Raw genomic sequence first — 21,880 nt, 5'->3', positions numbered from 1 at the left:
TGATCATCCCGGACAAGGCGATGGTCCCGAGCATCGCCACAAACCCGAACGGCTGGCGGAACACCATCAGGAACAGCGTCACCCCGATCAGCCCCAACGGTGCCGTGAGAAACACCATCACCGTACGGGAGAAGCTGCGCAACTGCAGCATCAGCAAGGTCAACACCACCACGATGAACAGCGGCACGCCCGCCTTCACCGAGTTCTGCCCACGGGCCGAATCCTCGACCGTGCCGCCCACATCCAGCAAATAGCCATCGGGCAACTCAGCGCGAATCGGATCGAGCGTTGGCATGATCTGCTGGACGAGTGTCGCCGGCTGCTCCTTGCCATAGATATCGGCACGAACGGTGACGTTCGGCAGACGATTGCGATGCCAGATCACACCCTCCTCGAAGCCGTATTCCAGCGTCGCAATCTGTGAAAGCGCCACGCTGCGACCGTTGTCGGTCGGCACCGCCAGGCTTGGCAGCAGCGACAACTCGGTGCGTTCATGCAGGGTGCCGCGCAACAGGATCTCGATCAATTCGTTGTCTTCGCGGTACTGGCTGACACTGGAACCGGTGAGCGAGCTCTGCAGGAACCTCGACAAGTTTGCCGTGCTCACGCCCAGCGCCCGAGCGCGGTCCTGATCGATGTTCAGATAGACGACTTTGCTCGGCTCTTCCCAATCCAGGTGCACATTGGCCACGTGCGGGTTCTCGCGAACCTTGGTCGCGACTTTGCGCGCCAGCGCCCGGACTTCCTCGATGTGCTCACCCGTGACCCGGAACTGCACCGGATAGCCGACCGGAGGGCCGTTTTCCAGACGGGTCACCCGCGAGCGCAGGGCCGGGAATTGTTCGTTGAGCGTTGCAATCAACCAGGTGCGCAGGCTTTCGCGCTCCTCGATGGTTTTCGCCAACACCACAAACTGGGCGAAGCTCGCCGCAGGCAGTTGCTGATCCAGCGGCAGGTAGAAGCGCGGTGAACCGGTGCCGACGTAGGCAACGTAATTGTCGATCCCGGCTTTGTCCTTGAGCAGTGCTTCGAGGCGTTTGACTTCATCGGCAGTGTTGCTCAGGGAAGCCCCTTCGGCCAGCTTCAGGTCGACCATCAATTCCAGACGCCCGGATGCCGGGAAGAACTGTTGCGGCACGAAGCGAAACAGCACGATGGAGGCAATGAACAACACCACGGTCGCGGTGATCACCGTTTTACGCCAGCGCACGCACCATTCCACCAGGCGCCGAACACGCTGATAAAACGGCGTAGCGTAAGGATCGGGTTGGCCGGAACCGTGTTTGGCTGCATGAATTTTCGCCAGGTCCGGCAGGAGTTTTTCCCCAAGAAAAGGCACAAACAATACCGCCGCCACCCACGATGCCAACAGGGCGATGGTCACCACCTCGAAGATCGAGCGGGTGTATTCGCCGGTGCCCGACTGCGCCGTGGCAATCGGCAGGAAACCGGCTGCGGTGATCAGCGTGCCCGTGAGCATCGGGAACGCGGTGCTGGTCCAGGCGTAGCTCGCGGCTTTGATCCGGTCGAAACCCTGTTCCATTTTGATCGCCATCATTTCCACGGCGATGATCGCGTCGTCGACCAACAATCCCAGGGCCAGCACCAATGCCCCGAGGGAAATCTTGTGCAGACCGATGCCCAGGTAATACATGCAGGCGAAGGTCATCGCCAACACCAGCGGAATCGCCAGCGCCACCACCATGCCGGTGCGCACGCCAAGGGAGAAAAAGCTCACCAGAAGCACAATGGCCAGCGCTTCCACCAGCACTTGAACGAACTCGCCGACACCGGTTTTTACGGCGGCGGGCTGATCGGAAACCTTGCGCAACTGCATCCCGGCAGGGAGGTTTTTCTGGATACGATCGAACTCGATTTCCAGCGCCTTGCCCAGCACCAGGATGTCGCCGCCGTCCTTCATCGCTACCGCAAGACCAATCGCGTTCTCGGCCATGAAGCGCATGCGTGGCGCCGGTGGATCGTTGAAACCACGGCGCACGTCGGCCACATCGGAGATACGGAAAGTGCGATCACCGACGCGAATTGGAAAGCTTTTTATCTCATCGACTGTCTGAAAATTGCCCGAGACCCGTAGTTGCAATCGCTCGCTAGTGGTTTCGAAGAAGCCGGCCGTGGACACCGCGTTCTGTTCTTCAAGGGCTTGCTGCACCGCTGCCAACGGCAAGCCGAGGGTGGCGAGTTTGACGTTGGAAAGTTCGATCCAGATCTTTTCGTCCTGCAACCCCAGCAGCTCGACTTTGCCCACGTCCTTGACCCGTTGCAGCTGGATCTGGATGCGGTCAGCGTAGTCCTTGAGCACGGCATAATCGAAACCATCGCCGGTCAATGCGTAGATATTGCCGAAGGTGGTGCCGAATTCATCGTTGAAAAACGGCCCTTGAATTCCCGGCGGCAAGGTATGGCGGATGTCGCTGACCTTCTTGCGCACCTGATACCAGAGTTCCGGGATGTCCACCGAATGCATGGAGTCGCGGGCAATGAACGTCACCTGGGATTCGCCCGGGCGGGAGAACGAGACGATGCGTTCGTATTCGCCGGTTTCCATCAGCTTCTTTTCAATGCGTTCGGTGACCTGGCGCGAGACTTCCTGCGCCGTTGCACCTGGCCAGTTGGTACGAATCACCATGGCCTTGAACGTGAACGGCGGGTCTTCGCTCTGGCCGAGTTTGGTGTAGGACAGTGCCCCGACGATCGCCAGCAACAGCATCAGAAACAGGACGATCTGGCGATTGCGCAGCGCCCAGGCGGAAAGATTGAAACCCATCGGGGATTACTCCTTGTGCGCCAGATTGACCACGCGGTTGGAGCGATCCACCGGGCGTACTTGTTGCCCGTCGAGCAGCACATGGACGCCCGCGGCCACCACCCAGTCGCTGGCGTTGAGTCCTTCGAGCACCGGGACGGTTTTCTCGCCGAAGGCACCCACCCGCACCGGGGTGCGCTTCAAAGTGTTGTTGGCGCTGACGACCCAGACGTAGGTCACGCCGCCTTCTGCGGTCAACGCCGACAGCGGCACAGACAACGGTGCGGCTTGGGCAGCCTGGACAAACACGCGGGCACTCTGGCCGAGTTCCACCGGCACCTTGCCGGTGTTGAACGCGATGCGCGCGGCGAAGGTGCGGGACTTGGGATCAGCGGCCGGCGACAATTCGCGGATATGCCCGGCGAAGCGCTGGTCCGGATGCGTCCACAGTTCCACAGCCACCGGCTGGCCGACCTTGAAGCGGCCGAAGCTTTGTTCCGGCAGGCTGATCAGGACTTCACGCTCGCCATCGGTCGCCAGGGTAAACACCGTTTGCCCAGCGGCCACCACTTGCCCCACTTCCACGGCGCGTTTGGCTACCACGCCATCCTGTGGCGCACGCAGCACCGCGTAACTGGCCTGATTGGTCGAAACGTTGAATTCGGCTTTGATTTGTTTGAGACGCGCTTCACCGGAACGGTAAAGGTTTTCGTGATTGTCGTATTGCGAACGGCTGACCAGCTGACGCTCCATCAGCGTTTTATAGCGATCACGTTCAGCGCGCACCATGCTCAGATTGGCTTCGGCGGCGGCTACCTGGGCGCGGGTGGCCTCCAATTGCAGGCGCACGTCCTGGGGATCGAGTTCGGCCAGCGGCTGATCGGCCTTGACGCGCTGCCCCTCATCGACCAGTCGTCGGCTGACTTTGCCGCCGATGCGGAATGCCAGATCCGGCTCATAGCGGGCACGCACTTCACCGGGATAGCTTTCCATCGACTGCGTCGAAGGCTCTGGCTGAACCACCATGGCCGGGCGAACGCTGACTTGCGGCGCCTCTTCGTGACCACACGCAGTCAATAAAAACGCCAGGGTAACTGGCAGTGCGAGGGGCAAGGCATAGCGGAACATGGTGAAGGACCTTTCGCTAATGGTGCTTGGAATAATTATACTGGTGAGTATGTTATTAATAGCAAACTCACCAGTCCAGTAATAAAAGCGCATATGCCGAACAATCTTTCAGCACCCAATGGCCCGGGCCGCCCCAAGGATTTGGCCAAGCGCCAGGCGATCCTCGATGCAGCGAAGACGCTGTTTCTGACCAAGGGTTATGCCAACACCAGCATGGATGCCGTCGCTGCCGAGGCCGGGGTGTCAAAGCTGACGGTCTACAGCCATTTCAACGACAAGGAGACGCTGTTCTCCGCTGCCGTGATGGCCAAGTGTGAGGAGCAACTGCCGACGCTGTTTTTCGAATTGCCCGAAGGCGTGGCAGTGGAAACCGTGCTGCTGAACATCGCGCGCGGTTTTCATCAATTGATCAACAGTGACGAGTCAGTGAACCTGCACCGCTTGATGATGACCCTGGGCAGTCAGGACCCGAAGCTCTCGCAGATCTTCTTCGAGGCCGGACCGCAGCGCATGCTGCACGGTATGGAGCGCCTGTTGAGCAAGATCAATGAAAGCGGCGTGCTGAGCATCGACAAACCGCACAATGCGGCTGAGCATTTCTTCTGCCTGCTCAAGGGCGCGGGGAATTTTCGTCTGCTTTATGGCTGCGGCGAGCCGCTGGTTGGCGACGAAGCCGAGAGCCATGTGCAGGAAGTGGTGGGGTTGTTTATGCGGGCTTATCGGCCCTAGCGGTGATCGTTTCCACGCTCTGCGTGGGAACGCCTCAAGGGACGCTCCGCGTTCCAGCTCTCGAATGGGACGCGGAGCGTCCCGGGCTGCATTCCCACGCAGAGCGTGGGAACGATCAGCTTCAACTTACGGCTTGAGCGCCTTCTTCGGATAAATGTCATACCGACTGGACTTGCCATCCAGCGCATGGCTCGGCTTCGGCCCTTCAATGCACGGGGCCTTGCGCGGGCGCTTGACCACCACCCGGTGGCTGGCCAACGCCAACGCGGCCTCGAGCAATGCCGGTGCATCCGGGTCATCCCCCACCAGTGGCCGGAACAGGCGCATTTCCTTCTTCACCAACGCGGTTTTCTCACGGTGAGGAAACATCGGGTCGAGGTAGATCACCTGCGGCGGCTCGCCCTGCCAATTGCGCATCACCTCGATCGAGTTGCCCTTGAGCAAGCGCATCCGCGCGACGATCGGCGCCACATCGAAATCTTCCGCGCCTCGGGCCAGACCATCCTCCAGCAAGGCGCCAATCAAAGGCTGGCGCTCGATCAGGCTCATCTCGCAACCGAGGCTGGCCAGCACGAACGCATCCTTGCCCAACCCCGCCGTCGCATCCAGCACCCGCGGGCGCACGCCCTGAGCCACGCCGACAGCCTTGGCGATCATCTGCCCGCTGCCACCGCCATACAACCGGCGATGCGCCGCGCCACCCTCGACGAAGTCCACCCGCACCGGGCCCGGCGCATCCGGCCCCAGCTGTTGCAGCTGCAAGCCCATGTCACCCACCTGCAATGCAAACTCGCCATCAGCCACTTGCAGCGGCAGGCCCAGGCGCTCGGCCCATTGCTCGGCTTGGGGTTCGAAGGCTGCGTCCAACGCCTCGACATGGATGCGGCACGCCGCGGGTTGATCAATCATCGGAAAACACGCTCAAAAAATTAATGATCGGCAAAAACGGCCGATAACAAAACTATCGAGCATTTTGCCAGAGCTGAGCGTCGACCGAGAGAAATGTCAGACATTCAACCGACAATCACAGGTTTTATCTCGCCCTACGGCGACTACAACCTGCGAAATACCCAGGCACTGAGCGGCGTCAGCCACATCTGGCAGGATTTCTTTGCCCGGGCGCTGGCCGAACAGTCGGGTGAAGTGCTGCCCAAATCGCTGAACTTTCCACCGGTCGATCTCGACAGCCCGGTTGAACCCACCGTTGGCAGCGATCTGCTGGCGCACATCGTTGCCCAGCGCGAATGCGATGTGCAGGACAACGAGATTCGCCCGCCCGAGCCACTCTTCCTGCCGATTGCCGAGTTCGAAATGGACCTGGCCGACAAGCCGTTCCCACCGTTCCCGGCGCAAGAAATCGTCGCCCAGCAGAAACAACAGGATTTCGAAAGCGGCTGGGTGCGCCCGCTTGTGCTGACCGCCGGCCAGCCATTGCCGGAAGCCGGCCCCGCGCCGCAACCGCGTCCACTGCACCTGCCGATTGCCGAGTTCGAACTGGACCTGCTGGACAAACCGTTCCCGCCGTTCTCCCCGGAAGAGTTGCTGGAGCAACAGAAACAACTCGATTTCGATAATGGTTGGGCGCGCCCGATCATCCTGCAGAACCTGCGCCTCGCCGCCTGAGCCTCAACGTCCGCTTCAGCGACAAACCCACCACGGCCCGACATCGACATGAAAGTGATTGCGATGCGCGGCGTTGTAATCCGGCCCCAACACCACACTGAACAAGCCGCAGGCGCCATCGCGGACTTGTCTTAGAAACTGCGCATCCTGATTGTCCTTGGGCCAATCCTTGAGCACGCTGATGGTTCGACCATCGGCCAGGCGAAAACCGGCGATGTCCAGCGCATTGGCCGACGCGTGTTGACTACGCCGGCCATTCTCGCGGCTGTAGACATTGCGACAGGCAAAGCTGCCGAGATGGTCGACCCGCGCCACCGCTTGCCCATAGACCGCCTGCGCCGCGGGTTGCAGGGCATGATATTCGAACAGCGCGAACGACACGGCCAGGCGGCAACTGGCGAGGAAACTGCTGCTCAGGGCAACATCACCGCCCTGTACGCGCAGGGCATTGCTGAGTGGGCATTGGGCGTCGGGGCTGTCGGCTTGCGGGGTCACGCGCAGACCGGAACTGCTCAGGGCTTGCGCGCAGAGTTGCGGATCATCGCGCAGGCGCATCAGTTTGTAGCGGGTCAGCAGGTTCGGCGCAGCCTTCACGTCCAGGGGTGCCCAGGGGTTCCATTGCGGCGGTATTTCCAGCCAACCGCGCCAGATGCTGAGCACTCCGCCGCCAATGATCAACAGCACCAGCAGCATCCAGCGCCCGCTGCCCATGTTCAGCCTTTGAACAACTGATTGGCCTGGGCGTACGGCATGGAGCGCGACGTGAACCCGAAGGTGCCGGACGTCTTGATCTCTTCGGCGGCGCGATAGAACTCTCCCAGCGCTGCCAATGCCAGCGCCGAGCCGACGCTGATGCGCTTGACGCCCATGTCGCTCAGTTGCTGCACCGTCAGCTGCAAACCTCCGGACATCAACACATTGACCGGTTTCGGCGCCACCGCGCGGACAACCGCCAGCACATCGTCAGCACTGCGCAAGCCCGGCGCATACAACACGTCGGCCCCGGCCTCCGCGAATGCCTGCAAGCGGCGAATCGTGTCGTCCAGATCCGGATTGCCGTGCAGGAAATTCTCGGCCCGGGCGGTCAGCATGAAAGGGAAAGGCAGACTGCGGGCGGCAGCGACGGCGGCCTCGATGCGCGCGACGGCATGCTCGAAGCAGTAGATCGGAGCGTCCTCGCGGCCAGTGAAGTCTTCAATCGAACCGCCCACTGCCCCGGCCTGCGCTGCGCGCAACAGACTTTTCGCGCATTCCGCCGGGTCATCGGCAAAACCATTTTCCAGATCGACCGCGACCGGCAAATCGCTGGCGCCGACAATCGCCCTGACGTTGGCGAGGGTATCGTCCAGGGTCAGGCCACCATCCGGGCGCGCGTTGGAAAAAGCGTAACCGGCGCTGGTGGTCGCCAGCGCCTCGAAGCCCAGGCTGGCGAGCATTTTTGCCGATCCGGCATCCCACGGGTTGGGAATAACGAAAGCGCTGCTGCGTTCGTGCAAGGCTTTGAACGCTTGGGCTCGAAGGGTTTGCGCATCCATTGGCAGGCTCCTGAAGAAGGCGAACGAATCCGCCTTCAGAGCAAGCCAAGTTGCTCGGCGGCGGGTTTCCTGTATAGCTCAGGCAGCGCCGGCAAGCCAGGTAATCGCAGCATCAGGCGACGGTGAAAACGCTGGGCCAGTTTAGCCGCCAGCAGATTGTCGGCGGTGTGCAGGAAAATATACGGCGTGCGCCCCTCTTCAATCCACAGGGCAATTTTTTCCACCCACGGCAATAGAAACGGGTCGTTGGCCTCAAGCTCTGGATGACCGATGAAACGCACCTGCGGAAATGGCGTGAACGCTGCCGGGCGAGGTGGAACACGCGGTTTTTTCGATTGCGCGTGAAGCACCGAAGGATCGATCGAGGTGCAGCTGAACAATGCGCGCGGGTCGAGGCAGATGCGTTCAACGCCGCGATCCAGCAACAGGCGGTTGAGCATCCGTTCGCTGTCACCCTTGGCGAAAAAATCGTCATGCCGCACTTCCACCGCCAACGGCCGCTCCAACGCGTCAATGAATGCAGCCAGCTCGGGCAAGCGTTGCGGGGTGAAGCTTTTCGACAATTGCAGCCACAGCGGCGACACCCGCTGCCCCAGCGGGCTGAGCAATCGGGTGAAGGTTTCGACAGCGGTCAGTTGGTCGCGCAGGTCACCGCCATGGCTGATGTCGCCGGGGAATTTGGCGGTGAAGCGAAAGTGCTCGGGCATGGCCTCGGCCCAGCGCTGCACGGTGCCGGCAGCGGGGCTCGCGTAGAACGTCGTATTACCTTCCACGGCGTTGAACACCTGGCAATACAGATCAAGAAAATCGGCGGGTTTGGCGTCAGGCGGATACAGGTATTCGCGCCAGGCGTTTTCACTCCAGGAGGGGCAGCCGAGGTAGTAAGGCAGCAACATCAGATGTACAGGTCGAGACCCAGCACTTCCGCATCCCAATCGACGAACCCGGCGGTGCTGAGGTAGCTGGCCAAAGCCATCGCCACACTTTTGCTCATCGCACGGTGGTAGAGCATGTCCTGCTGACGGGCGGGAAGATTGCTAAGGCGTTGCGCAGCGGACTTGGCGGCTCGCGCAGCCAGTTGCTCTTCAGACGCAAACTCCGGCTCGCCGTCGATTTCGACGGACTCGTCCTCCACCACATGGCCTTTGCGAGGCTTGCGCTTGATGGGGTAGGACTGAGAGGAAATGCCGTCTATACGCATAAGTGCATGCTCGGTATCAGTGATGGCAGTTTAGTGGCGCATAGCCCGCTTCGCAAACCGCCGAGTGATAACTAGAACACATAAAAAGCAAAAGGTTTAAAAGCTGCGGTTAGAAAACGACGATTGGCCAAGTTGGAACAAGATGTGGCAAGGGAGCAAGCTCCCGCTGGGCTGCGAAGCGGCCCCGATTGCGGTCGGTTGAATCGCGTTGGCTGGTTTTACGACTGCTGCGCAGCCGAGCGGGAGCAAGCTCCCTCGCCACAATAAAACCTGATTAACGCGCCTTGGGCGTCGCCACTTTGTCGCGCAGATAAACTGGCTGCGCCTTGTCGGCCACAATCGCTTCACCACGCTCCCAGGCAAATCGCGCCAGAGTCAGCAAATCTTCTGCATGAGGCAACATGCCCGCATCCTGACCGCTCAGGTTGACCGCAATCCGCTCGCCATAACCCCAACCGGTGCCGGCGCCGAACCATTCGCCACTGGCATCACCCGGCAATGCGGCCGACTCAGGCGGCAAAACCGCCTCTGCGCTAACCAGGCGCATCTCCCCCGCCGTTTCGCGATAGCAACCCCAATACACTTCATCCATGCGTGCATCGATGGCCGCCGCAACCTGGCTGGCGCCATGTTCGCGGTAAGCGCGCTGGGCCAGCACGGCGAGGTTCGATACCGGCAACACCGGGCGATCCAGCGCGAACGCCAGCCCCTGCACCACACCGATGGCAATGCGCACGCCAGTGAAAGCGCCCGGCCCGCGACCGAACGCAATGGCATCGACTGCTTGCAGGGTGGTGCCGGCGTCGGCCAGCAACTGCTGGATCATCGGCAGCAATTTCTGCGCGTGCAGACGCGGGATCACCTCGTAATGGCTCGTCACTTTGCCGTCATGCAGCAAGGCAACGGAGCAAGCTTCAGTCGCGGTGTCCAGGGCCAGCAAGGTGCTCATCGATGTTTCCGTAACAAGTGGTCAGAAAAAAGTGCGTCAGTATAAACAACTACGGCCCGCAAGCGGGCCGTGGATGATGCAACGGTTCAGAGTTTTCAGCTCAGGGCAGCAAGAACCTTGGCGGTGATTGCTTCTACCGAACCGACGCCTTCGATATGGCTGTACTTTGGCTTGCCATTGGCAGCAGACAGTTTCTGGTAGAAATCCACCAGCGGCTTGGTCTGCGAATGGTAGACGGACAGGCGATGACGCACGGTTTCTTCGGTGTCGTCCTTGCGCTGAACCAGCTCTTCGCCGGTGATGTCGTCTTTGCCGGCAATTTTCGGCGGGTTGTAGACGATGTGGTACACGCGGCCACTGGCTTCGTGGACACGACGACCGGCAATGCGCTGGACGATTTCTTCGTCTTCAACGGCGATCTCGACCACAGCGTCCAGCTCGACGCCGGCAGTCACCAAGGCTTCAGCCTGAGGAATGGTGCGCGGGAAACCGTCGAACAGGAAACCGTTGGCGCAATCAGCCTGGGAGATACGGTCCTTGACCAGCGCGATGATCAGGTCATCGGAAACCAGGCCGCCGGCATCCATGATGCTCTTGGCCTTGATGCCCAGTTCGGTGCCGGCCTTGACCGCAGCACGCAACATGTCGCCGGTGGAAATTTGCGGAATGCCGAATTTTTCGGTGATGAACTTAGCCTGAGTACCTTTACCGGCCCCGGGAGCTCCCAGCAGAATGACGCGCATCGATGTGCTCCTCAATTTTTTATATGGATAACGTCAGATTCGCCTCGTGGGGCCAATCTCAAAAATAGGGTCGTGACCGCCCAAACGGCCAAAGGCTGATCAAGATACACAGCAGGCTGCGACCACACAAGCCGCCAAAAGTCGGAGAAACCCGCGTCGGCTACGACCTTTGGACGCGGTTTCCCTCGTCGCAACCCCAACATTAACTGTCGCTTGGCAGCACTTTTATCCGCGCCCTCGGACGGCATCCGGCACATGCTCCGGACGCCTCATCCAACGACAAAAACTTTAGCCGGTATTGCGCAAACCAGCGGCAATCCCCGCCACAGACACCAGCAACGCCTGTTCCACCGGGCTGTCCTGTGCCACATCCTGTTGCCGCGAACGGGCCAGCAACTCGGCCTGCAATAGATGAAGCGGGTCGAGGTAAGTGTTGCGCAGGCGAATGAATTCGAGGGTGGCTGGGCTATGTGCCAGTAGCTGCGACTGACCGGTCAGCCCGAGCACGATCGAGCACGCCTGCGACAATAGGTCGCGTAAGTGCGCGCCCAACGGCAGCAGATCCGGTTCGACCAGACGCTGATCGTAGGATTGCGCGATATCGGCGTCGGCCTTGGCCAGGACCATTTCCAGCATATCGATGCGGGTGCGGAAGAAAGGCCATTGCTCGCGCATCTGCCCCAGCAGTTCGCCTTCGCCGCGCTCCAGCGCCTTGCTCAGCGCCGCTTCCCAGCCGAGCCAGGCCGGCAACATCAGGCGCGTCTGGGTCCAGCCGAAGATCCACGGGATTGCGCGCAGGCTTTCGATCCCGCCGGCACGACGCTTGGCCGGGCGACTGCCCAGTGGCAAGCGTCCCAATTCCTGTTCCGGGGTCGATTGGCGGAAGTACTCGACGAACTGCGGGTTTTCCCGCACCACGGCGCGGTACGCACGGACCCCGTCGGCGGCCAGTTCGTCCATCAAGTGGCGCCACTCGGGCGTGGGCGGCGGCGGTGGCAACAACGTCGCTTCGAGTACCGCCGCCAGATACAGATTGAGGTTCTGTTCGGCGATGTCCGGCAGGCCGAATTTGAAACGAATCATTTCCCCTTGCTCGGTGGTACGGAAACGCCCCGCCACCGACCCCGGTGGTTGCGACAGAATCGCCGCATGCGCCGGGCCGCCGCCACGGCCTACGGTGCCACCGCGACCGTGGAACAACAGCAGTTCCACCTGCTGCTCGCGGCAGATATCCACCAGACGCTCCTGCGCCCGATACTGCGCCCACGCTGCTGCGGTGGTGCCGGCATCCTTGGCCGAGTCGGAGTAGCCGATCATCACTTCCTGCGGCCCTTGCAGACGCGAGCGATAACCCGGCAGCAACAACAGTTTTTCAATCACCGGGCCGGCGTTGTCGAGGTCGGCCAGGGTTTCGAACAACGGCACCACGCGCATCGGCCGCAACACGCCGGATTCTTTGAGCAGCAACTGAACCGCCAACACATCGGAAGCGGCACCGGCCATGGAGATGACGTAGGAACCAAGGGAAGCTTGTGGCGCGGCGGCGATTTCCCGGCAGGTCGCCAACACTTCGGCGGTGTCGGCGGACGGTTTGTAGTGGGTCGGCAGCAAGGGCCGTCGGTTGTTCAGTTCGCGGGTCAGGAACGTGATGCGTTCTTCCTCGCTCCAATCCTCGTAGCGGCCCAAGCCGAGGTAATCGGTGATTTCACTCATGGCCGCGCTATGGCGCGACGAGTCCTGGCGCACATCCAGCCGCACCAGGAACAGGCCGAACGTCACCGCCCGGCGCAGGCAATCGAGCAGCGGGCCGTCGGCGATCACGCCCATGCCGCACTCATGCAGCGAGTGGTAGCAAAGCTCTAGAGGATCAAGCAGGTCGCGGTTGTCTTGCAGTACGTCGGCCGAAGCAGGTGTCGGCGTAGTCAACGCAGTGTGAGCCCAATTGCGGGTAGCGCGCAGACGTTCTCGTAGTTGTTTGAGTACGGCTCGATACGGTTCGGCACTGTCGCCAGCCTTGGCCTTCAGTTCGTCACTGGCCTGCTGCATCGACAGTTCGGCGGCGAGATGATCGATATCGCGCAGGTACAGATCGGCGGCCATCCAGCGTGCCAGCAGGAGCACTTCACGGGTCACCGCTGCCGTCACGTTCGGGTTGCCGTCACGGTCGCCGCCCATCCACGAAGCAAAGCGGATCGGCGCAGCCTCCAGCGGCAAACGCAGGCCCGTGGCGGCATGCAGTGCCTGATCGGCCTTGCGCAGATAATTCGGAATCGCCTGCCACAGCGAATGCTCGATCACTGCAAAGCCCCATTTGGCTTCATCGACCGGCGTCGGGCGTGTACGGCGTATTTCTTCGGTGTGCCAGGCTTCGGCGATCAGGCGTTGCAACGTCGTCCTGATCTGCTCGCGCTCGGCGCTGGTCAGGTCGCGGTGGTCCTGCGCGGCCAGTTGAGCGGCAATCGCGTCGTATTTCTGGATCAGTGTGCGGCGCGCGACTTCGGTCGGGTGCGCGGTCAACACCAGTTCGATTTCCAGTCGACCAAGTTGCCGGGCCAATGACTCGGCGCCATGGCCTTCGTCTCGCAGGCGCGCGAGCAGTTCCGGCAGTACCCGTGACTCGAACGGTGCCTGTTGGGATTCTTCGCGACGATGAATCAACTGGTATTGCTCGGCGATGTTGGCCAGGTTGAGGAACTGGTTGAACGCCCGCGCCACCGGCAGCAATTCAGCTTCGGTCAATTGATTGAGGCTGGCGCTCAGCTCGGCGTCCATCGAACCGCGACGGTCAGCCTTGGCGCCTTTGCGGATCTGCTCGATCTTGTCGAGAAAGCCGTCCCCGTACTGTTCACGAATGGTGTTGCCCAACAGCTCACCCAACAGGTGAACGTCCTCGCGCAAGCGTGCATCGATATCGGTCATCAGCAGTTCTCCAGCAAAGAATCCGGGCGGCCAGTAAACCCAAGAGTGCCGCTCCAGACGTCTTCTTACAAGCAAGACGACGAAGGACCTTTAAACCTTGTGCGATGAAGCTAGTCTGAACAGTACGCCGTACAACGGCTGTCGCCGGCCAACGCCGGATACTCCCCCGGCCTGCCACGAGCAGGCGCGCAACGAGGTGATTATGAAAATCCGTGAACTTGCCCAGCATTGGGAAGAAAACGCCAAGGGTCGCCTGACCAAGACCGGCTACACGATTCACCTGGACGTGGAAGCCGCCGCACGCCTGGCGGCGATTACCGAGATGTACCCCAAGCGGCATCCCGAAGAGTTGCTCGGCGAGTTGATCGGCGCCGCACTTGAAGAACTCGAAAAGAGCTTCCCGTATGTGAAGGGCTCGACAGTGGTCGCCACCGACGAAGAAGGTGACCCGCTGTACGAAGACATCGGCCCGACTCCGCGTTTTCTTGCGCTGTCCAGGCGCCATCTGCACGATTTGTCAGCTGGCAACGACAAGCAGAAACACTGATTCCCTCCTCCGCACATCCCCCCTGTGGGAGCGAGCCTGCTCGCGATAGCTGACTGACATTCAACTTCAATGTCGACTGATACAGCGCTATCGCGAGCAGGCTCGCTCACACATTTTTTGCTTTAAGCCCCTGCCAAGCCGATCACGTTTTTTCGATAGCTGGCTAAATTTCTCTGAACTTTCAAAAAACGCCTCGGGTCAACCCAAGTAACCACGCCTGGGACGGCCGTTTCAAAACGACCCGAAAATGACGGTTCGGCTCCTTGCCCAGGATGGATGTTCACGTTGTTCAGGAAGTAGTCCAATGGAGTTGAAGATTATGAAAACCAGAACTGGCAAATCCTCGTTTACCCCACTGCATGGCCTGAAGATGGCTGCCCTGGCCATCGGCAGCAGCCTTGTGCTGGCCGGTTGCGCCGGCAACCCACCGTCCGAGCAATTCGCCGTCAGCGAGTCTGCAGTCAAAGACGCCGTCAGCGCGGGCGGTACCGAATTTGCTGCGGTGGAAATGAAGGCTGCCCAGGACAAGCTCAAGCAAGCGGAAATCGCCATGCACGACAAACAGTACGATCAGGCGAAAGTCCTGGCTGAACAGGCTGAGTGGGATGCCCGCGTAGCCGAGCGCAAAGCCCAGGCGATGAAAGCCGAACAGACTGTAAAGGACTCTCAAAAAGGGGTTCAGGAACTGCGTCAGGAAAGTCAGCGCACCGTCCAGTAACGGCGCGACATGACTATCTCTCAGACGATCAAAAGGACGATACCACTATGAATTCCAAACATTTGATGCTCCCTGCTCTGCTGGCCGCAAGCGTTGCCCTGGCTGCCTGCTCCACGCCGCCAAATGCCAACCTTGAACAGGCCCGCACCAATTATTCCGGCCTGCAAGCCAACCCGCAGGCGAGCAAAGTCGCCGCACTGGAAACCAAGGAAGCCAGTGATTACCTGGACAAGGCCGACAAGGCTTACCTGGACAAGGAAGATCAGGCCAAGGTCGATCAGTTGGCCTATTTGACCAACCAGCGGGTTGAAGTCGCCAAACAGACCATTGCCCTGCGCACCGCCGAAGCCAATCTGAAAAATGCTTCGGCACAACGCGCCCAGGCCCGTCTCGACGCTCGCGATCAGCAGATCAAACAGTTGCAGGACAGCCTCAACGCCAAACAGACCGATCGCGGCACCCTGGTGACGTTCGGTGATGTGCTGTTCGCTACCGACAAGGCCGAGCTGAAATCCAACGGCCTGATGAACATCAACAAACTGGCGCAGTACCTCCAGGAAAACCCTGATCGCAAAGTGATCGTCGAGGGCTACACCGACAGCACCGGGACCGCGTCGCACAACCAGTCGCTGTCGGAACGTCGCGCCAACTCCGTGCGCATGGCGCTGGTGAAGATGGGCGTTGATCCGACCCGCATCGTCGCCCAGGGTTACGGCAAGGAATACCCGGTGGCGGATAACACCAGCACCTCGGGCCGGGCGCAAAACCGTCGGGTGGAAGTGACAATCTCCAACGATAACCAACCGGTGATTCCGCGTTCGGCTGTTAGCTCGAACTAAGCGTCACGCTGTAACAAAAAGCCCCGCCTGATCATCAGGCGGGGCTTTTTAACAACTGTCATTTGTGACAGTAGGCATCAACTCCGAATATCAGTAGCTTGGATCGACATTCAGGAGCTAGGGAATTTAACTCATGCGTATGATATCTATTCTGCTCGCTACGACCTTGTTGGCTGGCTGCTCTCAAACTTCCCCGGTGATATCAAATCGTTCAAGTTTCGGTGAGTTCGCTTACAGCGAGCGGGACGTTATACCAAATGACACCTCGCCGCCAACGACCCAAGGCCATGTCATAGGACCAAAAAAAGTTCTGATAAGCGTTATCAACTGGCAAGGTGAAAGTACCCTGGACGCCGCTTTAATAGAGAAACACACACTATCCACAGATCCCGACTCATTACGTTCATATATTCTAGCGGCCTCCGGTGGAAAGTTGGTTTTAACCGGCCAGGTGATCAGACAGGTCTCAGGGCCTCGTCCGGAGCTCTGCAAAAGCGGAATCCCCTACCCCTTTAGTTTGGCGACCGCAGAGGGCGAAAAAGCTGCACAAGCGCATGGCCTGAAGACCGCGGATTTTGATTTTTTGATCAACGTGATTGACTGTGGCGGCTTTGCGTCTGCACATCTGTGGGGGCGCATCATGGGGGTTTATGGACAAGCTAAAAGTCCATTCATTTACAGACACGAGTTCGGACACAACCTGGGCTATGGACATGGCAGCACCTATACCAAATGCCCGAAAACCGACAGCGTTGTATCAGCGCCTACGGACTGTGTTACTACCGGTTACGGCGATAGCGGTGACCCCGTATCGGGGGGATCTACCCTTTTCCCCGCCAAAAACCGCTGGTTTTCCGGCTGGCTGGACGAGCATCAAGCAGGTTTTATAGAGCGAAGCGGCCTCTATCGTCTGGGTGTCCTGGGCAGCTCCGGGCCGCAGTTGTATGTCATCAACCGTCCCGGGTTGGACCCCGCTCAGCTCACTCTTGAATTCAGGAAACCCACTCGCTTCGATGGTTTTCCAGCCGATGACAACCGAGTGACAGGCGTCTGGGCAAGATACAGCAACGCGAGGGGGGCTCTCTACAACACTCAACTCGATGGCACACCCGAAACGGCAACGATGGCTGACCCGACTCTTCAAATGGGTAAAGTTTTGAAGGATCAAACGGCTGGCATCACTATCAAGGTGTGCTCAGCTTCTGATACAGGAGCGACGGTTTCAGTCGCGCTGAACGGTCAGCTTCAACCTAGTTGCCTTATCGGGGTACTGCCACCTTCGATAGCCACTCCGGCAGTCGGAGCTCCCGCAGCTCATAATCCGATTGTTGTTTCCGGCAAAAGCTTGCCTGGGGCAATAGTGGCTGGCTTTTGTGACGCGGATATTCCAGCAAAAGGTAGCGAGGATAGCGGAGTGGAAACTGTCGCTAACGTAAATGGTGAATGGAAACTGACATGTCCGACTTTATCACCTGGCAAACACACACTCTATGTACGGCAGCTAATAGGCCCTCAAATATCGCAACCCAGAATTCGTGATTTTGTAGTAGCACCGTAAATATTGAGGAGCTATTCGATTACCGCTAAAACGGAGCCTCTTCACATTCCTTTATGAGAAGAGGCTTCCCGTTAAACCTGAGAGTTACTGTTCCAGCTTCTGCGGGGTTTCCTGGCCCATGCAACGCACCGCTTTCTTGCGGTCGTTGACCAGCACGCCGGTGAGGCCTTTCTGTTCGGTGTCGAACAACACCAGCACGCCATCGATGCACTGCGCCACTTGCGCGGCCGGTTCCAGGGAGACTTTGTAGTCTTCGCCCGGCACGGTCTTGAGCATGGTGAACTCATTGAGCAGCAACGCATCCTCGGGCTTGGCGAAGTGCAGGTAGCCGTACCACCACAGGGCGCCGACGGTGCCGAGGATGCTGCAGATACCGGTGATGATCAGCGGGATGGCGTTACGTTCTTCACTCATTGCGGGTTCTCTGATGGTTCGGCGGGGGAATTCGAGGGTGCCGGGTAATTGGGTATTTCACCCAGGCGGCGCAGGCCGTTGAAATGTTGCGGATCGTCCAGATAGCGCAACATGACGGTGCGCCAGACCGGGTCGGCGAATGTCTGCACGTGCCCACCGCGGGTCAATTGCAGCACGCGCGGCGGCGGCGCAGCTTGATACAGTCGGATGCCGTTGGAAAGAGGCACGATCGGATCATCGATGCTGTGGTAGATCAGTTTCGGTACGCCATTGAGCTGGGCCATGGAGTTGATGGCGCTGTCACCGTCCGGCACCAGCCAGGACAGCGGCACCTGGAATGTCCAGAACACCCACGAATGACTCAACGCAAACTGACCGACACTGCGGTAGCTGGCGGGCACACCATCGAGCACAAAAGCCTTGAGCTGTTTTTGCCGCTGCGGGTGCTGAACCAGGTAGTGAACCGCCATTGCCCCCCCGAGGCTCTGGCCGAGCAGAATCACTGGCTTGCCTTTGACCTCGGGTGCCTGATCGAGCCACTTGAAAGCGGCATCGATGTCCTGGTAGATCGCCGGCAGACTCGGTTTGCCTTCGGACAACCCATAACCGCGATAGTCCAACAGCAGCACTTGATAACCCTGCTCCGGCAACCAATAACTGCCGCCAAGATGCATCGGCAAATTGCCGCCGTTGCCGTGCAGGTGCAGCACCGTGCCCTTGACCTCGACCCCCTGTTTCGCCGGTAGCCACCAGGCATTCAGCTTCAGGCCATCGGCGGTGACCAAGGTGACTTCGCGGTATTGGAGTTTGGCTTTTTCCGGGGTGAACAACTGGCCGGGTTCGGGGTAGAACAGCAGCGAACTGCATCCGCTCAGGGCCAGGAGAAGGCAGAGAGTGCCGAGGATTCTCATCCGGTGAAACCTCGCAAAATTAGGTTGATCAAGATCGTTCCCACGCTCTGCGTGGGAATGCATACCGTGACGCTCTGCGTCACAGTGGACGCGGAGCGTCCATGGCGGCATTCCCACGCGGAGCGTGGGAACGATCAGAGATAAAGACTCTCAGGCAAATGATCAACCTGTGGGAGCGGGCTTGCCCGCGATAGCAATGTCACTGTCAACATTCATGCTGAATGTTATGCCGCCATCGCGGGCAAGCCCGCTCCCACAGGGTTATTCACCAGCCTTATAAAATGTTGGAATAATCCGCCTCGATCCGGTCCAGGCTCAGGTGGTTGAGGAAGTTCGAGAAGCACATCCATGCCGACAATGCGTTCATGTCACGGAACTGTTCCGGCAAATACTTGGGCGGCACTACCAGGCCTTCATCGACCAACTGGCGCAAGGTGCGCATGTCTTCCAGCGTGGTCTTGCCACAAAACAACAGCGGGATCTGCTCAAGCTTGCCTTTGCGCACGGCCAACTGAATGTAGTTGTAAATCATGATGAAGCCCTTGAGGTAGGACAAGTCTTTGGTAAATGGCAGACCTGTCGGTACCGAGCCACGGAAAACGCGACTGGCGTTGCTGTAGCTCTCGGGCATTTCAAAACCTTGTTCGCGGAAGAACTCGAACACCTGCAGGAAATCCGCGCCCTCCTCCACCATGTGGATCGCACGGGTGCGGTTGGTCAGTTTGCGCAGGCGGCTCGGGTAGGAGGCGAAGGTGATGATTTCCATCAGGATCGCCAGGCCTTCCTGGGTCACCGTCGACGAGGGCGGACCCTTCGACAGAAAGGTGCAGATCGGCTGGTTCAGGCCGTTGAGCGTGGTGCCGACGTGCACCAGCCCTTCGTGGACTTCCAGGGCGCGCACGTCACGCTCGTTGAACATAGCGTCGGTGCGGATCTTGATGTAGTCGGCGCCCGCCGCCGCGTCGGCGACGATGCCGTCGGACTCGAACACGCGGATGGTTTCCTCGGCCTCGCCAAATACCCTGTTCAAGCGGGTTTGCAGCAGGTGCACGGCTTCTTTGGCGGTCAGGGTCTTGGGTTCATCCTTCAGATCGCCACGGCCGTCAATATTGTTCAGGTATTCGGACAACATCATGCCCAGGTCAGACAGCGTCGGGTCACCGGCGTGGAACGCATCGGATGCGGCGCCATACAATTCCTGGGAAATCAGGCCGAAATCCTCGGTGCCGCGCGCTTCGAGCATGCGCACCACCATGCGGTACTCCTTGCACATGCGGCGCATGATCTGGCCGACCGGGTTGAACTGGCCGAGCTGACGGGTGATGTCGCGCTCGATGTTCTGGAATTCCAGCTTTACCTTGCTGGAGTCGAACGCCAGTGGCCGATTGAGGTAGTAGTCGCGGTCCACCGCTGGCATTTCCTTGCCTTTGGCCTTGAGGAAGCCCTTGCGAATATTCTCGTCCCACTTGACCGCGTCGAGGACGCGGATCGGCGTCTGCGCCAGCACAATGCGATCGGACAAAATGCGTATCGACTGCTGGTAATCGTCCACCCGAAACTCCTGTAGAAAATGCTGGGTTTATCTGGTTTTGGCCTGACGCTGATAGCGCACCACTTCGACGAATACATCGGAGTTGGCCGGATCGTCGAGCCAGGCGGACACCTGGTCCATGCTGTTGTCGATCAGCACGCCATCGCCCTCGTCGGTTTGAAAACGCTGGCCGCTCAGGACGTTCTGCCCCATCGCCTGTTGGATCTGTTCAAGGTCGAGGTTGTACACCACCAGTTCGTGCTTGTCGGTGAGTTCAAACCCGCCCACGGTGAAGTTGCCTCCAAACTGCGCCGGTACCTTCGCCGAGAAATACCAGCGATTGCCATGGCGCGACACCGTGAACGGGTAGGCCTCGCGCTCCCTGGGTTTGGCCCGGAAGTAACTGACTGCCTGATAGCGATTGTCGCCGACGCGCGTCAGTTCCAGATTGACCGGTTCCCCCCAGGCGTTAGTGCTGGTCCATTTGCCGAGCAACCCTTTGGGCGCAGGTTCGCCGGTGGGCAATGGTTCCTTGAAAGTCACCAGACAGCCACTGAGCAACAGGAACGACAAGGCGATCACAACGACACGCCAGGCTTTCATTCAACACTCCCTTGATGATCAAACCGCTTTGCTGATCGTTCCCACGGTCTGCGTGGGAACGCATCCAGTGACGCCCAGCGTCACACCGACAAGGGGCGCGGAGCGTCCCGGCGGCATTCCCACGCAGAGCGTGGGAACGATCGGTACAGGGTTTAGTGACGGCGCGGGATTTATACCGATGCCAGCACCAAATGCATATAACGCGTAAGTATGCCGAGCATTTCCTCTTCGGCGACCGGCTCAGCCTCGTTGAGCAGGCCCTGATATTCCATCCGTCCGATTATAGACGTCAACACTTTGGCATCCTGTTGTGGCTCGCGCGAACCCAATACCTGGAAAAGCTGGCAAGACCCCTGCAACAGTATCTGCTGATGCGAGCGCACCAGCACAGCCAGACGCGGGTTCAACAGCGCTTCCTGGCGGAACGCCTGTTCGGCCATCAAATGCTCACGACGCGTCACCAGTTGCCGGTGAACATAGTCCGTCATCAACCGCGCAATGTCGTCCGCCAGTTTCGAGCGCGCCTGTGGACTGCCGTCACCGCTGGCGATCATGTCGCGCAACAGGCCTTCGTTGTTGACCCACAGCTTGGCCATGTACGCCGCGCTGCGTTCGACGTATTGGGCGAAGGTATCGGTAAGCAGGTCATCGATATCCTTGAAATAGTAAGTGGTTGCCGACAGCGGCACTTGCGCCTCGGCGGCCACTGCACGGTGCCTTACCGCCCGCACGCCATCACGCACGACAATGCGCATCGCGGCATCGAGAATGTCCTGTCGACGCTGTTCGCTGCCCTGTCGGCTGGCCTTGCGCCCCTGGTACTGGACACTCTCAGCGACCGCTGTGGCGACACCCGCCGCACCTTCTTGAGCCATTGCACCGTTCACGACAGGAACTCCTCTTTCACTTCAAAAGTAACCATTTGATACGTTTGTACCAGACAGGCAATAAAAAACCGCCTGAAAAGGCGGCTTTTTAACTGAAACACTTACGCTTGCGGCCGCATGTGCGGGAACAGGATCACGTCGCGGATCGACGGGGAGTTGGTCAGCAGCATCACCAGACGGTCGATGCCGATACCTTCACCGGCCGTTGGCGGCATGCCGTACTCCAGCGCACGAACGAAGTCGGCGTCGTAGTGCATGGCTTCGTCGTCGCCGGCGTCCTT

Annotated in this window: 22 protein-coding genes; 6 read left to right on the top strand and 16 right to left on the bottom strand. The window is 59.6% G+C overall.

Annotated features, from left to right (window positions below):
* Both D8V06_RS24965 and D8V06_RS24960 read right to left on the bottom strand, forming a co-directional pair.
* A partial coding sequence (locus D8V06_RS24965; protein ID WP_130932015.1) for an efflux RND transporter permease subunit occupies positions 1-2,785 on the bottom strand: 2,785 nt, incomplete at its 3' end.
* A gap of 6 nt (positions 2,786-2,791) precedes the next feature.
* Positions 2,792-3,892: an efflux RND transporter periplasmic adaptor subunit gene (locus tag D8V06_RS24960; protein ID WP_056856266.1), complete on the bottom strand. Its 1,101-nt coding sequence runs from the start codon at positions 3,890-3,892 to the stop codon at positions 2,792-2,794.
* A 93-nt stretch (positions 3,893-3,985) separates the two neighbouring features.
* Between D8V06_RS24960 and D8V06_RS24955 the strand changes: the two genes are divergently transcribed.
* Positions 3,986-4,621: a TetR/AcrR family transcriptional regulator gene (locus D8V06_RS24955; protein ID WP_130906384.1), complete on the top strand. Its 636-nt coding sequence runs from the start codon at positions 3,986-3,988 to the stop codon at positions 4,619-4,621.
* A 126-nt stretch (positions 4,622-4,747) separates the two neighbouring features.
* Here the strand turns inward: D8V06_RS24955 and D8V06_RS24950 are convergent, their stop codons facing one another.
* Positions 4,748-5,527, bottom strand: a complete 780-nt coding sequence (locus tag D8V06_RS24950) for a class I SAM-dependent methyltransferase (RefSeq protein ID WP_177336602.1) — start codon at positions 5,525-5,527, stop codon at positions 4,748-4,750.
* A gap of 96 nt (positions 5,528-5,623) precedes the next feature.
* On the opposite strand from D8V06_RS24950, the gene D8V06_RS24945 reads away from it, so the two are divergent.
* Complete coding sequence (locus D8V06_RS24945; protein ID WP_056856269.1) at positions 5,624-6,244, top strand: hypothetical protein; 621 nt, start codon at positions 5,624-5,626, stop codon at positions 6,242-6,244.
* Between the two features lie 15 nt (positions 6,245-6,259).
* Here D8V06_RS24945 and D8V06_RS24940 read toward each other — a convergent pair whose 3' ends face one another.
* The 7 genes from D8V06_RS24940 to ppc all read right to left on the bottom strand — a co-directional run bounded on the left by D8V06_RS24940 (position 6,260) and on the right by ppc (position 13,591).
* Complete coding sequence (locus D8V06_RS24940) at positions 6,260-6,955, bottom strand: extensin family protein (RefSeq protein ID WP_130906385.1); 696 nt, start codon at positions 6,953-6,955, stop codon at positions 6,260-6,262.
* Positions 6,956-6,957: 2 nt separating this feature from the next.
* Positions 6,958-7,779: an isocitrate lyase/phosphoenolpyruvate mutase family protein gene (locus tag D8V06_RS24935; RefSeq protein WP_056856271.1), complete on the bottom strand. Its 822-nt coding sequence runs from the start codon at positions 7,777-7,779 to the stop codon at positions 6,958-6,960.
* Between the two features lie 35 nt (positions 7,780-7,814).
* Entirely contained in the window at positions 7,815-8,675 is an 861-nt protein-coding gene (locus tag D8V06_RS24930; RefSeq protein ID WP_056856272.1) for a DUF72 domain-containing protein, read from the bottom strand.
* Positions 8,675-8,980 (bottom strand): hypothetical protein, encoded by a 306-nt coding sequence (locus tag D8V06_RS24925; RefSeq protein WP_056856273.1) that lies wholly within the window; start codon positions 8,978-8,980, stop codon positions 8,675-8,677. The genes D8V06_RS24930 and D8V06_RS24925 overlap by 1 nt, the downstream gene beginning before the upstream one ends.
* Positions 8,981-9,254: 274 nt before the next feature.
* On the bottom strand, positions 9,255-9,929 hold the full coding sequence (gene tsaB / locus D8V06_RS24920) for a tRNA (adenosine(37)-N6)-threonylcarbamoyltransferase complex dimerization subunit type 1 TsaB (RefSeq protein ID WP_130932014.1): 675 nt from the start codon (positions 9,927-9,929) through the stop codon (positions 9,255-9,257).
* Positions 9,930-10,024: 95 nt separating this feature from the next.
* On the bottom strand, positions 10,025-10,672 hold the full coding sequence (adk, locus tag D8V06_RS24915) for an adenylate kinase (protein ID WP_056856275.1): 648 nt from the start codon (positions 10,670-10,672) through the stop codon (positions 10,025-10,027).
* Positions 10,673-10,960: 288 nt separating this feature from the next.
* Positions 10,961-13,591: a phosphoenolpyruvate carboxylase gene (ppc, locus tag D8V06_RS24910; protein WP_130932013.1), complete on the bottom strand. Its 2,631-nt coding sequence runs from the start codon at positions 13,589-13,591 to the stop codon at positions 10,961-10,963.
* Positions 13,592-13,793: 202 nt separating this feature from the next.
* On the opposite strand from ppc, the gene D8V06_RS24905 reads away from it, so the two are divergent.
* From D8V06_RS24905 to D8V06_RS24890, 4 genes are all read left to right on the top strand, one after another.
* Positions 13,794-14,138, top strand: coding sequence for a hypothetical protein (locus D8V06_RS24905; protein ID WP_056856277.1), 345 nt, complete (start codon positions 13,794-13,796; stop codon positions 14,136-14,138).
* A gap of 304 nt (positions 14,139-14,442) precedes the next feature.
* Positions 14,443-14,856, top strand: coding sequence for a DUF4398 domain-containing protein (locus D8V06_RS24900; RefSeq protein WP_056856278.1), 414 nt, complete (start codon positions 14,443-14,445; stop codon positions 14,854-14,856).
* Positions 14,857-14,903: 47 nt separating this feature from the next.
* Positions 14,904-15,695 carry an OmpA family protein gene (locus D8V06_RS24895; protein WP_130932012.1) on the top strand — a complete coding sequence of 264 codons (792 nt, stop codon included), beginning with the start codon at positions 14,904-14,906 and terminating at the stop codon, positions 15,693-15,695.
* A gap of 133 nt (positions 15,696-15,828) precedes the next feature.
* Entirely contained in the window at positions 15,829-17,253 is a 1,425-nt protein-coding gene (locus tag D8V06_RS24890) for a transposase (RefSeq protein WP_130932011.1), read from the top strand.
* Between the two features lie 84 nt (positions 17,254-17,337).
* On the opposite strand, the gene D8V06_RS24885 is transcribed toward D8V06_RS24890, so the two are convergent.
* The 6 genes from D8V06_RS24885 to D8V06_RS24855 form a co-directional block, all read right to left on the bottom strand.
* Positions 17,338-17,667, bottom strand: a complete 330-nt coding sequence (locus tag D8V06_RS24885; RefSeq protein ID WP_056856280.1) for a hypothetical protein — start codon at positions 17,665-17,667, stop codon at positions 17,338-17,340.
* Positions 17,664-18,578 carry an alpha/beta hydrolase gene (locus D8V06_RS24880; RefSeq protein WP_130932010.1) on the bottom strand — a complete coding sequence of 305 codons (915 nt, stop codon included), beginning with the start codon at positions 18,576-18,578 and terminating at the stop codon, positions 17,664-17,666. Before D8V06_RS24880 ends, D8V06_RS24885 begins: the two co-directional genes overlap by 4 nt.
* A 274-nt stretch (positions 18,579-18,852) precedes the next feature.
* Entirely contained in the window at positions 18,853-20,130 is a 1,278-nt protein-coding gene (locus tag D8V06_RS24870) for a flavohemoglobin expression-modulating QEGLA motif protein (protein WP_056856282.1), read from the bottom strand.
* A 27-nt stretch (positions 20,131-20,157) separates the two neighbouring features.
* Positions 20,158-20,712, bottom strand: a complete 555-nt coding sequence (locus tag D8V06_RS24865) for a hypothetical protein (RefSeq protein ID WP_130932009.1) — start codon at positions 20,710-20,712, stop codon at positions 20,158-20,160.
* 170 nt (positions 20,713-20,882) lie between these two features.
* On the bottom strand, positions 20,883-21,587 hold the full coding sequence (locus D8V06_RS24860; RefSeq protein ID WP_056856284.1) for a TetR family transcriptional regulator: 705 nt from the start codon (positions 21,585-21,587) through the stop codon (positions 20,883-20,885).
* Positions 21,588-21,700: 113 nt separating this feature from the next.
* Positions 21,701-21,880, bottom strand: a 180-nt coding sequence (locus D8V06_RS24855; RefSeq protein WP_306110006.1) for an amino acid--tRNA ligase-related protein, incomplete at its 5' end; no start/stop codon positions are given.

Origin of the sequence: Pseudomonas sp. Sample_24 (genome assembly GCF_004307605.1) — a bacterium.
Lineage (GTDB): Bacteria > Pseudomonadota > Gammaproteobacteria > Pseudomonadales > Pseudomonadaceae > Aquipseudomonas.
The sequence above is the reverse complement of the archived record's forward strand: the minus strand, read 5'-3'. Positions and strand labels throughout refer to the sequence as shown.